This window comes from Pseudomonas sp. CBS (assembly GCF_024734645.1).
Lineage (GTDB): Bacteria > Pseudomonadota > Gammaproteobacteria > Pseudomonadales > Pseudomonadaceae > Aquipseudomonas.
The window spans coordinates 4,386,733-4,399,030 of record NZ_CP102929.1 but is presented as its reverse complement, the minus strand read 5'-3'; the positions used below and the strand labels follow the sequence as shown (position 1 = coordinate 4,399,030).

Below are 12,298 nucleotides of genomic sequence, written 5' to 3'. Positions count from 1 at the left end.
GAACGCTGATCAGCCCAAGGCGTGCCAGGCCGCGACGTAGGCCTGGGCGTTGCTCGCCACTTGGGCGACGCTCATGCCCGGCTTGAATAACCCGGAGCCCAGGCCGAAGCCTTTGACGCCCGCGTCGAAAAATACCTGCATGTTGTCCGGAGTGATGCCGCCAACCGGCAGTAACACCGTGCCCGCCGGCAGTACCGCAAGCCAGGCCTTGACCACCGCCGGGCCCATTTGCTCGGCGGGGAAAAGCTTCAGCACGTCGGCGCCTTCGGCCAGCGCGGCAAAGGCTTCGGTGGGCGTGGCGACACCCGGCGACAGATACAGGCCCGCAGCCTTGGCGGCACGCAGTACCTTGGCATCGCTGTGGGGCATGACGATGACCTGGCCGCCGGCGGCTTTGACTTGATCAACCTGTTCCGGGGTCAGCACGGTGCCGGCGCCGATCAGGCAATCGGCGGGCAGGCTGTCCCGCAGGATGCGGATGCTGGAATAAGGGTCCGGCGAGTTGAGCGGCACTTCGATCACCCTGAAGCCCGCCTGGTACAACACCTCGCCGATTGCCAGCGCCTCCTCCGGTCGCAGGCCGCGCAGGATCGCGATCAAACCGTTGTGTGTCAGTGCTTGCTTGAGCATGTCGAGCCTCTCGTCAGGTTGCAGGCAGCAGCCCCGCCGCCATGGCCAGCTGCCAAAGGCCACGCTCGGTAGCCTCCTGTGCCAGGGTCACGCGGGGAAAGCCACAGAGTTGGAGTGCACGCTGGTAGCGGGTGCAGAGTTGGGTAGCGCCCACCAGGACGATGTCGCGCTGCTGGGCAGGCTGGCGGGTGCGCAGGCCCATGAGTTCGTGGCCGATCATCAGGCCGGACAAATAGTCGGGCTGCTCCTCGGGCGCCAGTTCACCGGTCAATCCCAGGGTGCGGGCGCTGAACAAGTTCGACAACAGCCCGGCCTGGCCGTCCACCGACAGCGCCACCTGCACGCCGCGATCAAAAGCCGCCGCCTGGAACGCTTCGGAAGGGCGCTGGGTGCGCCCCAAAATACTGTGTTGGCTGAGCACGGCGAACAGCTCGCCGGTCATGAAAGTGTCGAAGTGGGTGATGCAGCCTTCCACCACGTCGACCCACTTGGAATGGCTGCCCGGCAGCCCGATCAGTACGTCGCTCCCGGTAGTGGCGGACACGCTTTGCAGCACGCCGAGAACTTGGGTTTCTTCGCCACGCATCACATTGGGCAACGCGCCGCGTTGAATCACGCCGGGCACGATGTGCACCGCTGTACCTCGCAGGCTGCGCACAACATGCAGCGCCTGGCCGAGGGTGGAGACGTCGGCCGGGGTGTCGCGGTAAGCCGCTTCGCTCCAGCCCTGGGCGCTGCCGACCATGCCGCAGGCGATGACCGGAAGGCCGGGCTGGGCATCGAGCCAGTCACCGCAGGCCGCGTCGAATGCCAGCTCGAAGCCATTGCTGCAGCGAACACCGGCAATGTCCCGGGGTTCGGTGGGCAAGTGCATGATCCCCGACGCCAGCGCGCGTCGTTCGATCACCACGCCTGCCGGGCCGAGCTTGTAAGCACGAAGGGAACTGGTTCCCCAATCGAGCGCGATCAATTGCGCCTGCATCGCTTCACCTGAGTGTTCTGAGCGGATGAGGCGAATATAAACCCAAGACCGGCAAAGTCTCAATATATAAATATCAGTCCCATATATAGGGAATGAACGAACTTAGAATATCGACAGGTCCAACGTGCGCATCGCCCCCATCCAGATCGCGTGGTCGGTGTGGTCCTTGAGGTCATCGCCGGTAGTCGGGTGCAGGAACACCACCAGGCCGTTGCGGTTGAGCGCAAGCCACGGCAGCACAACGCCGATGTATTCCGGATCGAACGCCAGCTGGCAGCTCCAGTCCGGGTGCGGGCCCACCGGGCGTTCATGCACGCGGCCCATGCGCAGCGGGAACATTTGCGCGGCGTCCTCGCAGAGCTTGCGCGCCTGGTCGATGGTGTTGGCGTCGAAGTAGATGTGGGCGTGGTAGCCCTTGATACGTTGCATGACAGGCTCCGGGCTCAATGATCGGCAAATCCTAGACCGCAATGGACGGCAGGGCCAGGCCGGTCAGTGATTGTGCGCTGCTGGCTTGTTCGGCCATCAGCCAGTCGACGAAACGTTCGATCAACTGGCTGCGACGTTTGCGCTGGGGCAGCACCACGTAATAGCCGAAGCGTGAGATCACGGTGTCGCCAATCGGCCGGCACAGCCACTTTTGCTCGAGCAAGTTATCCACAAGGTGGCGCCAGCCGATGGCCACGCCCTGGCCGGCGATTGTGGCCTGGATCAACAGCGTATAATTGTCGAAACGCAGTTGGCCCGGGGTGGGCGACGTGGTGATGCCCAGCTCGCGAAACACGCCGCTCCAGTCGAACCACTGGTTGTTGTTTTGCTGGCGCAGGTGCAGCAATGGAAACTCCAGCAGGCTCTGCACCGGCAGCGGCGCGCTACGGTCCTGGAGCAACTGCGGGCTGCACACCGGGAACACTTCCTCGTTGAACAGCCACAGGCTGTCGCCCTGTTTGAAACGTCCGTCGCCGAACAACACCGCCACATCGATATCGCTGCGCAACGCGGCGTGATTGCGCTCGCTGGTGACCAGGCTCACGTCCACCTGCGGGTTCGCCTCATGGAAACGATGCAGGCGCGGCATCAGCCAATAAGCGGCGAACGCAAAGTCGGTCGCCACCTGCAGGACTTCGTGCTGGTCCTGCTCGGCAATCGCGCTCAGGCCCTGGTTGATGCTCTGCAAACCGGCCTGCACCTGCTCGAACAACAAGGCGCCCGCATCGGTCAGCTCGATGCCCCGGTAAATGCGATCAAACAGGCGCACCTTCAGCTGTTCTTCCAGGCGCTTGATCTGTTGGCTGATGGCCGGCTGGGTAGTGCCCAACTCCATCGCCGCTGCCGTAAAGCTGCGTTGGCGAGCCGCCGCTTCAAACGCGCGCAGCAGATCGAGTGACAGGTGACCGAGGGATTCATACATAAGCTGTGCTTATCCTAGACATTGCTTCTCATGGGCTTTACCACGATTTCCATGGCCTGCATGCTCATTCGCATAAACGTTGACTATGGAATGCCGCGAAACCATGAAGCGCAAGAACATTCTTTTTATCATGGCCGATCAAATGGCCGCGCCGATGCTTCCGTTCTACGGTCCTTCGCCTATCAAACTGCCGAACTTGAGCCGCCTCGCCGCTGAGGGCGTGGTGTTCGACGCCGCTTACTGCAACAGCCCGCTGTGTGCACCATCGCGCTTTACCCTGGTGAGTGGGCAGTTGCCGAGCAAGATCGGCGCCTACGACAACGCAGCCGATTTCCCCGCCGACGTGCCGACCTATGCCCACTACCTGCGTCGCCTCGGCTACCGCACCGCGCTGTCGGGCAAGATGCATTTTTGCGGCCCCGACCAGCTCCACGGTTATGAAGAACGCCTGACCAGTGACATCTACCCGGCCGACTATGGCTGGGCGGTGAACTGGGATGAGCCGGACGTGCGCCCTACCTGGTACCACAACATGGCGTCGGTGCTGCAAGCCGGGCCCTGCGTGCGCACCAACCAGCTGGATTTCGACGAAGAGGTGGTGTTCAAGGCCCAGCAGTACCTGTTCGACCATATCCGCGAGGACGGCGACCAGCCGTTCTGCCTGACCGTGTCGATGACCCACCCACACGACCCGTACACCATTCCCAAACCGTTCTGGGACCTGTACGGCGACAACGACATCCCATTGCCCACAACGCCGCCACAAGCAGATCTCGACCCTCACTCCCAACGCCTGCTCAAGGTCTATGACCTGTGGGACAAGCCGCTGCCGCTGAACAAGATCCGCGATGCGCGCCGCGCCTACTTCGGCGCGTGCAGCTACATCGACAGCAACGTCGGCAAGCTGCTGCAAACCCTGGAAGACACGGGCCTGGCCGATGACACCATCATCATCTTCTCCGGTGACCACGGCGACATGCTCGGCGAACGCGGGCTCTGGTACAAAATGCACTGGTTTGAAATGGCCGCCCGGGTGCCGCTGCTGATCAGCGCGCCGGGGCAGTTTGCAGCGGGCCGCGTGACGGCTGCCGTGTCCACCGCCGACCTGCTGCCGACCCTGGTGGAACTCGCTGGAGGCGAGCTGGACCCCAATCTCCCACTGGACGGCCGCTCGCTGGTCTCGCACTTGCAAGGGCGGGGCGGGCACGACGAAGTGTTCGGCGAATACATGGCCGAAGGCACCATCAGCCCGCTGATGATGATTCGCCGTGGCGCCTACAAGTTCATCTACAGCGAGGACGATCCTTGCCTATTGTTCGATGTGCACAACGACCCGCACGAGCGGGAAGAACTCAGCCAGTCACCGGAACACCGGCCACTGTTCGAGACGTTTTTGAGTGAGGCGCGGGCCAAGTGGGACATCCCGGCGATCCACCAGCAGGTGCTCGCCAGCCAACGCCGTCGCCGCCTGGTATTCGAGGCGCTGACCCAAGGCAAGCTGAAGAGTTGGGACCACCAGCCACTGGTAGACGCCAGTCAGCAATACATGCGCAACCATATCGACCTCGACGATCTGGAGCGCAAGGCACGTTTTCCACAACCCTGCCAAAACCAATAAAACTGAGGGGAAGGCCATGCAAAAGTTATCCACCGTGTTGAGCGTTGCGCTGCTGGCATTGAGCAGTGCCGGCGCCTACGCGGACTCAAGCTGCGACACCGTGAAGATGGCCGATCCGGGCTGGAGCGATATCGCCGCCACCAATGCCATTACCGGTTTCCTGTTGAACGGCATGGGCTACAAGGCCAAGGTCGACACCCTTGCGGTGCCGATCACCTTTGGCGGGCTCAAGGACGGCCAGGTGGATGTGTTCATGGGTAACTGGATGCCGGCGCAGCAGGGCTTCTACGACAAGTTCGTGGCCAATGGCGATGTGGTGCAACTGGCGAAAAACCTCGAAGGCACCGAGTTCACCCTCGCCGTGCCGGATTATGTGTGGGACGCCGGGGTGCATGATTTTGCCGACCTGAACACGTTTGCCGACAAGTTCGACAAGAAGATCTACGGCATCGGTTCGGGTGCGCCGGCGAACATCTCGTTGAAGGAAATCATCAAGAAAAACGACTTCGACCTGGGCCAGTGGAAGCTGATCGAGTCCAGTGAACAGGCGATGCTGGCCGAAGTGTCCCGGGCGGTGAAGAAGCAGAAGTTCGTGACCTTCCTCGGCTGGACCCCGCACCCGATGAACGTGCAGTTGAAGATGCATTACCTCAAGGGTGGGGAAAAGTACTTTGGTGACACCGGCAGCGTGTATACCTTGACCCGCAAGGGGTATGCGCAAGCCTGCCCGAATGTCGGGAAATTGCTGACCAACCTGAGTTTCACCCAGGAGATGGAGAACGCCATCATGGCGGAGGTGGTGAACAAGAAGGTGAGCAACGCTGATGCGGCGAAGGCCTGGATCAAGGCGAATCCGGCGGTGCTGGACAAGTGGCTGGACGGGGTTAAAACCGTAGACGGTCAAGATGCGCTGGCCGCCGTAAAAGCCAAACTCTGATGCACTGATCGTTCCCACGCTCTGCGTGGGAACGCATTCGGTGACGCTCCGCGTCACGACTCAAGAGCGGACGCAGAGCGTCCAAGAAGGCATTCCCACGCAGAGCGTGGGAACGATCAACTCTAAAGCTAAAACCCGCGTAGCAGCTGTCGAGCCTTGGCGAGGCTGCGTCCGCGGTGTGTCAGATACGCCGCCAACGCAGCCTCGCCAAGGCTCGGCAGCTGCTACGCGTGACCAACTGATATCCTGACCTAATACTTCCAGCCCGAGTTTCCAATGCCCTGGCCCAACCGCCGTACACTCTTCCCCTTCCTCAGCTGGCTCCCGCGCCAAACCCGCGCCAGCGTCGGGCGAGATGCAATCGTTGGGCTGAGCGGTGCAGTCCTGGCATTACCGCAATCCATTGCCTACGCACTGATCGCCGGTCTCCCACCGGAATACGGCCTGTACGCCGCAATCCTTCCGGTATTGATCGCCTGCTTGTGGGGCTCTTCCTGGCACCTGATCTGCGGGCCTACGGCAGCGATTTCCATCGTGCTCTACGCCAGCGTCAGCCCGCTGGCCGTGCCCGGGTCCCAGGACTACATCACGCTCATCCTGTTGCTGACCTTCCTGGCCGGCGTCTTCCAATGGCTGCTGGGCATGCTGCGCTTCGGTGCCTTGGTGAATTTCGTCTCGCACTCGGTGGTACTCGGCTTCACCCTCGGCGCTGCAGTGGTGATCGCCCTGGGGCAACTGCCCAATCTGCTGGGGCTGGACCTGCCCAGCCAGGCCACGGCGATCAACAGCCTGCTGGCGCTGATCAACCATGCAGGGGAATGGAATCATCCTTCACTGGTGCTCGGGCTCGGCACCTTGCTGGTGGGTGTACTGCTGAAACTGTGGGTGTCGCGCTGGCCCACACTGTTGATCGCACTGGCCTTGGGCAGCCTCATCCCATGGCTATGGCCGGCGATGTTCGGGCAGGTGGCGTTGGTCAGTTCATTTGTCGGCAAACTGCCGCCCTTCAGCCCGCTGCCGATGGACTTGGACATGGTTCTGCGCCTGCTGCCGAGTGCCGTGGCGGTGGGCATGCTGGGGCTGGTGACCAGCTTGTCGATTGCGCGCTCGCTGTCGGCCCGCTCCCAGCAATTGCTCGATGCGAATCAGGAAGTGCGTGCGCAGGGTTTATCCAACATCGTCGGCGGATTTTTCTCCGGGTACTTGTCGGCAGGTTCCTTCACCCGTTCGGGCCTGAGCTATGAAGCAGGTGCTTGCTCGCCGCTGGCCGGGGTGTTTTCTGCGCTGTGGGTGGCGCTGTTTGCGCTGTTCGGCGCGGCCCTGATCGCGCATATCCCGATCCCGAGCATGGCCGCGAGCATCCTGCTGATTTGCTGGGGGTTGGTGGACCATCGCGGTATTCGGGCGCTGTTCCGGGTCAGCCGCGCAGAGTTCGTGGTGATGAGCCTGACCTGCATCGCCACGCTGTTGCTGGAATTGCAGACGGCGATTTATGCGGGTGTGCTGGCGTCGCTGTTTTTCTATCTCAAGCGCACTTCGCAGCCGCGAGTCCAACAATGGCGTGACGGTGAGGACGATGTGCTGCGGGTCGGCGGGTCGATCTTTTTCGGCGCCAGCCATTACCTGCAGGTGCGGCTGCAAAGCCTGCAGGGCCAGCGGGTGGTGATCGAGGCGCAGCAGATCAACTTTATCGACTATTCCGGGGTGGAGATGCTGCACCAAGAAGCGCGCCGATTGAACGGATTGGGGCGCAGCCTGGCGTTGCGCAAGGCCCGGCCGCAGGTGGTGGAAGAGCTGAAGAAACTGGAAGGGGCCGACAAATGCCCCATCCATTTCGAAGACTGAACGCGGTTAAAACTGTGGGAGCGGGCTTGCTCGCGAATGCGGTGTGACAGTCGCCGTATGTATCGACTGATCCACCGCATTCGCGAGCAAGCCCGCTCCCACATTTAGATTTGCGTCAGGCCAGTTGGCTACGCAATTCAGCCAGCACCGGGGCCGAATCCGGGCGCACGCCGCGCCACAGGTAGAACGCTTCCGCCGCCTGCTCCACCAACATTCCCAGGCCATCCATCGCTGCCGCGGCGCCCTGCTCACTGGCCCAGCGGCAAAACGCCGTAGGCTCTTTGCCGTACATCATGTCGTAGCAAAAGGTCTTGCCCGGCTCAACGAGGCTGCCGGCAATCGGCGGTACATCGCCTGACAGGCTGGCGGAGGTGGCGTTGATGATCAGGTCCACCGGCTCACGCAGCCAGTCGAAACCGCTGGCGGACACCGGCCCGAGGTCGTCGAACAGTTCGGCGAGCAGTTCGGCTTTTTCCACGGTGCGGTTGGCGATGATTAGCGACGCCGGTTGCTCTGCCAGTAACGGTTCCAGCGCACCGCGCACGGCACCGCCAGCACCCAGCAGCAGGATGCGTTTCCCTTGCAGGCTGAACCCGGCATTCACCGTCAAATCCCGCACCAGGCCGGCGCCGTCGGTGTTGTCTCCCAACAGGCTGCCATCGGCGAGTTTGCTCAGGGTATTCACCGCGCCGGCACGTTGGGCCCGTTCGGTCAGGGTATTGGCCAGGCGATAGGCCTCTTCCTTGAACGGTACGGTGACGTTGGCGCCACGGCCTTGTGCGAAAAATGCTTTTGCACAGCCGGTGAAATCCTCGAGTGGCGCGAGCAAGGTGCTGTAGTCCAGTTGCTCACCAGTTTGTTCAGCGAACAGACGGTGAATCAGCGGCGACTTGCTGTGGCCGATGGGGTTGCCGAAGACGACATAACGATCCATCAGACCGCCGCCTTGGGCAGCACGCCCAGCCAGTCGCGGTCTTGCAGGTAGTAGTCGGTGAGACGCGCTTCTTCGCTGTCCGGTGCGGCCTTCCAGTCGTAGCTCCAGCGCACCTGCGGCGGCAGCGACATCAGGATCGACTCGGTGCGCCCGCCTGATTGCAGGCCAAACAGGGTGCCACGGTCGTAGACCAGGTTGAACTCAACGTAGCGGCCACGGCGGAATTCCTGGAATTCGCGCTGCTGCTCGGTATAGGCCATGGCCTTGCGGCGCTGGACGATTGGCAGGTAGGCGTCGATGTAGGCATCGCCGATGGCGCGCATGAAGGCGAAACTGGTGTCGAAGTCCCACTCGTTCAAATCATCGAAGAACAAACCGCCGATGCCCCGGGGTTCGTTGCGGTGCTTGATGTGGAAGTAGGTGTCGCACCAAGCCTTGTAGCGCGAGTACACGTCCGGGCCAAACGGCGCGCAGGCCTGCTCGGCGACGCGGTGCCAGTGGATGCAGTCTTCTTCGTTGCCGTAGTAGGGCGTCAGGTCGAAGCCGCCACCGAACCACCACACCGGCTCTTCGCCTTCTTTTTCAGCGATGAAAAACCGTACGTTGGCGTGGGAAGTCGGCACATGCGGGTTGTGCGGGTGGATCACCAGCGACACGCCGAGGGCTTCAAAACCGCGACCGGCCAATTCCGGGCGATGCGCACTGGCGGACGGTGGGAGGCCGCTGCCAAACACGTGGGAAAAGTTAACGCCGCCTTTCTCGATCACCGAACCGTTTTCGATCACACGGGTGCGACCACCGCCGCCGGCCGGCCGGGTCCAGGCGTCTTCGATAAAGCGAGTGTCCGTCTCAAAGGTTTCCAGGGCGCTGCAAATACGGTCTTGCAGGTCGAGCAGGTAGGCTTTGACAGCCTCGGTGCGGGTAGTCATGACATCACCTTGAATCGGGCAAAGCTACGCGAGGCCATTGGGCGTCGGCGGCAAATGGGCGCACAGGATACCACTGCACCCCGTATTGCCGCAGTTGACGAAGATCAAGCATAGGAGTCCGATAGGGGGCTACGCGAAATTGACTTGAGGAGAGTGCAGATGGCCAAACGTATCCAGTTCCGTGCCCATGGCGGCCCCGAAGTACTTGAGTATGTGGACTACACCCCGGCAGAACCCGGCCCGCAGCAGGTTCGCGTGCAGAACAAGGCCATTGGCCTGAACTTCATCGACACGTATTTCCGCAGCGGCCTGTATGCACCACCGGCCTTGCCGTCGGGCCTGGGCGCTGAAGGCGCTGGCGTGGTTGAAGCAGTAGGCAGTGAAGTCACTCAATTCAAGGTAGGTGATCGCGTGGCCTACGGCAGCGGCCCACTGGGTGCCTACAGCGAATTGCATGTACTGCCGGCCGCCAACCTGGTGCACCTGCCGGACGACATCAGCTTCGAACAGGCCGCCGGCGCGATGCTCAAGGGCCTGACCGTGCAGTACCTTTTGCGCCAGACCTATGAGCTGAAAGGCGGTGAAACTATCCTGTTCCACGCCGCCGCCGGTGGTGTGGGCTCGCTGGCGTGTCAATGGGCCAAGGCCTTGGGCGTGAAGCTGATCGGTACCGTCAGTTCGCCGGAAAAGGCAGCGCTGGCAAAATCCCTCGGTGCCTGGGAAACCATCGACTACAGCAAGGAAAACGTCGCACAGCGCGTGTTGGAACTGACTGACGGCAAGAAATGCCCGGTGGTGTACGACGGCGTAGGCAAGGACACCTGGCTCACATCTTTGGACAGCGTGGCGCCACGCGGGTTGGTGGTGAGTTTTGGGAATGCTTCGGGGGCTGTGGATGGGGTCAACCTGGGGATTCTGGCGGCGAAAGGTTCGCTGTATGTGACCCGCCCGACCCTGGCGACTTATGCCAACAACCCGGAAAACCTGCAGGCGATGGCGGATGATCTGTTTTCGATGATCATCAGTGGCAAGTTGCAGATTGATATTAATCAGCGGTTTTCGCTGGGGGATGCGGCAAAGGCGCAGATTGAGTTGTCGGCGCGGCGCACGACTGGGTCGACCATTCTGTTGCCATAGGGCGTTGGATTTTCAGCGGCTTTGAGGGCCTCTTCGCGAGCAAGTCGAATCGTCGCACCGCCGCTCCCACATTTGTCCGCGTTCCAAAAGTTGGTCTCGGTCAAATGTGGGAGCGGGCTTGCTCGCGAATGCAGGCAACTCGGTCTCAGGAAGGCCGCACAACCTCACCCGTCGCCAGATCCCGAATCAAACTCGGGTTCTTGCGCCCCCCCAGATTCCCGCCCAACACCAGATCCACCTGCCCACGGAAATACTGCTCCACACGAATCCGCGTGCGCGCCGCTGGGCGGCCCTGTGGGTTGGCCGAGGTGGAAATCAGCGGCCCGACCAGCGAGCACAAATCCCGCACCTGCGGATGATCAGTCACCCGTAGCGCCACCGTGTCATGCACCCCGGTAATCCACTCGGGCAATAAATCCTGATGGGGCACCAGCCACGTATTGGGACCCGGCCAGGTACTGGCCATGCGGTCCATCCACTCATCAGGAAAGTCTTCGAAGAGAAAATCGAACTGACGGATGTTGTCAGCAATCAGGATCAGCCCCTTATCCACAGACCGGCCCTTGATCGCCAGCAACCGATCCACGGCCTCTTCGTTCCAAGGGTCACAGCCCAGGCCCCAGACCGCCTCGGTTGGATAGGCAATCACCGCGCCTGCGCGAATTTCTCGTGCGGCTTCTCGCACACGCCACCTGTTGACCATTGCTCACTCTCCGGACTAAAGCTCTGCGCAGTTTACCGATCTTCGTTACAAAACCTAGCCGCGCGCAAGCCAGCGCCCGCTTTCGCAGATTACCCGGCCTTCCAGCTCGAGTTCCGTCAGGCTGGCCAGCACCTCGGACAAAGCCCTTCCGCTGGCAATCGCCAAGGCTTCACTGGTGTGGGGCGCCGCGTGCAACAGCGCCACCAGTGGGTGAGTGACCGCAATCGGCGCCGGGCGGGACAGTGCCTGCCAGCCGCGCAGGTTTTCGAGGATGTGTTCAATGGTTTCCACCAGCACCGCCCCATCGCGGATCAGTTGATGGCAGCCTTTGGCCCCGGGGTGATGGATCGAGCCGGGGATAGCGTATACCTCGCGGCCTTGCTCCGCCGCCAGGCGTGCAGTGATCAGCGAACCGCTGGCCATACTGGCCTCCACCACCAGCACCCCAAGGGACAGGCCACTGATAATACGGTTGCGGCGTGGGAAGTTACCGGCCTGGGGCGGGGCGTCCAACGGAAACTCGGAAACCACGGCGCTGCCTTGGGCAATCATCGCTTCGGCCAGGCGTCGGTGGCGCTGTGGATAAAAATTTTCGAGCCCGGTGCCCATTACGCCAATTGTATGTCCACCAACATCCAAAGCCGCTTGGTGAGCTGCGCCGTCGATCCCCAGGGCAAGGCCACTGGTGATGACAAAACCGGCACTCGCCAGGCTGCGGGAAAACGCGGCGGCGGTGTCCATTCCTGGCCTGGAGGCACGACGGCTGCCGACCATCGCCAATTGCGGTTTTTCCAGAATCGCCGGGTTGCCGGCGACGAATAATAGCGGGGGCGCGTCATCCAATTCTGCGAGCAATGCCGGGTAGTCGGGTTGGTCCCACATCAGCAAATGCTGGGCCGGACGCTCCAGCCAGGCGAGGGCCGCACTGGCACCATCACGTACTTCCTCACTGCGCCGGGCGTCGGCGCTGGCCACCTTGAGTCCCAATGAACGCCAGGCACTCGCCGGTGCGCTGATGGCTTTTGACGCAGAACCAAACGCCTCGATGAGCTTTTGAAAACCTTTGGGACCCAGTTCCGGCAGCCTGTGCAAGCGTAGTCGGGCTTCCAGCTCTGCCGGGGAAATTTCGCGGTTATTCGTCGGTAACATTTGATCGTCCTTGATCGGAATAA

Annotated in this window: 12 protein-coding genes; 4 read left to right on the top strand and 8 right to left on the bottom strand. The window is 61.9% G+C overall.

The features are described 5' to 3' along the window. Positions 1-9: 9 nt before the first annotated feature. From NVB75_RS20210 to NVB75_RS20195, 4 genes are all read right to left on the bottom strand, one after another. A complete protein-coding gene (locus NVB75_RS20210; protein WP_134325491.1) occupies positions 10-630 on the bottom strand; it encodes a 2-dehydro-3-deoxy-6-phosphogalactonate aldolase in 621 nt (206 codons plus the stop codon). A 13-nt stretch (positions 631-643) separates the two neighbouring features. Further along, entirely contained in the window at positions 644-1,612 is a 969-nt protein-coding gene (locus NVB75_RS20205; RefSeq protein ID WP_258342979.1) for a 2-dehydro-3-deoxygalactonokinase, read from the bottom strand. Positions 1,613-1,714: 102 nt separating this feature from the next. Next, the gene (locus NVB75_RS20200; protein WP_093203349.1) at positions 1,715-2,041 is read right to left on the bottom strand and encodes a DOPA 4,5-dioxygenase family protein; all 327 of its coding nucleotides are present in this window, start codon (positions 2,039-2,041) and stop codon (positions 1,715-1,717) included. A 31-nt stretch (positions 2,042-2,072) separates the two neighbouring features. After that, positions 2,073-3,023, bottom strand: coding sequence for a choline sulfate utilization transcriptional regulator (locus NVB75_RS20195; protein WP_258342977.1), 951 nt, complete (start codon positions 3,021-3,023; stop codon positions 2,073-2,075). A 103-nt stretch (positions 3,024-3,126) separates the two neighbouring features. Here NVB75_RS20195 and betC point away from each other — a divergent pair, with 103 nt between their 5' ends. The 3 genes from betC (at position 3,127) to NVB75_RS20180 (ending at position 7,423) form a co-directional block, all read left to right on the top strand. Next, positions 3,127-4,641 (top strand): choline-sulfatase, encoded by a 1,515-nt coding sequence (betC, locus tag NVB75_RS20190; RefSeq protein WP_258342976.1) that lies wholly within the window; start codon positions 3,127-3,129, stop codon positions 4,639-4,641. 16 nt (positions 4,642-4,657) lie between these two features. Further along, a complete protein-coding gene (gene choX, locus NVB75_RS20185; protein ID WP_258342974.1) occupies positions 4,658-5,578 on the top strand; it encodes a choline ABC transporter substrate-binding protein in 921 nt (306 codons plus the stop codon). A gap of 276 nt (positions 5,579-5,854) precedes the next feature. After that, positions 5,855-7,423 (top strand): SulP family inorganic anion transporter, encoded by a 1,569-nt coding sequence (locus tag NVB75_RS20180; protein WP_258342972.1) that lies wholly within the window; start codon positions 5,855-5,857, stop codon positions 7,421-7,423. A gap of 115 nt (positions 7,424-7,538) precedes the next feature. Here the strand turns inward: NVB75_RS20180 and aroE are convergent, their stop codons facing one another. Both aroE and hemF read right to left on the bottom strand, forming a co-directional pair. Beyond that, on the bottom strand, positions 7,539-8,357 hold the full coding sequence (gene aroE / locus NVB75_RS20175; RefSeq protein WP_258342970.1) for a shikimate dehydrogenase: 819 nt from the start codon (positions 8,355-8,357) through the stop codon (positions 7,539-7,541). Further along, positions 8,357-9,286, bottom strand: coding sequence for an oxygen-dependent coproporphyrinogen oxidase (hemF, locus tag NVB75_RS20170; protein WP_017477929.1), 930 nt, complete (start codon positions 9,284-9,286; stop codon positions 8,357-8,359). Before hemF ends, aroE begins: the two co-directional genes overlap by 1 nt. Before the next feature lie 159 nt (positions 9,287-9,445). On the opposite strand from hemF, the gene NVB75_RS20165 reads away from it, so the two are divergent. Next, positions 9,446-10,423, top strand: a complete 978-nt coding sequence (locus NVB75_RS20165; RefSeq protein ID WP_003213623.1) for an NADPH:quinone reductase — start codon at positions 9,446-9,448, stop codon at positions 10,421-10,423. Positions 10,424-10,568: 145 nt separating this feature from the next. Here NVB75_RS20165 and NVB75_RS20160 read toward each other — a convergent pair whose 3' ends face one another. Next, positions 10,569-11,126, bottom strand: a complete 558-nt coding sequence (locus NVB75_RS20160; RefSeq protein ID WP_003213622.1) for an L-threonylcarbamoyladenylate synthase — start codon at positions 11,124-11,126, stop codon at positions 10,569-10,571. 54 nt (positions 11,127-11,180) lie between these two features. Continuing rightward, positions 11,181-12,275 carry a DNA-processing protein DprA gene (gene dprA, locus NVB75_RS20155; protein ID WP_258342969.1) on the bottom strand — a complete coding sequence of 365 codons (1,095 nt, stop codon included), beginning with the start codon at positions 12,273-12,275 and terminating at the stop codon, positions 11,181-11,183. Positions 12,276-12,298 lie beyond the last annotated feature (23 nt).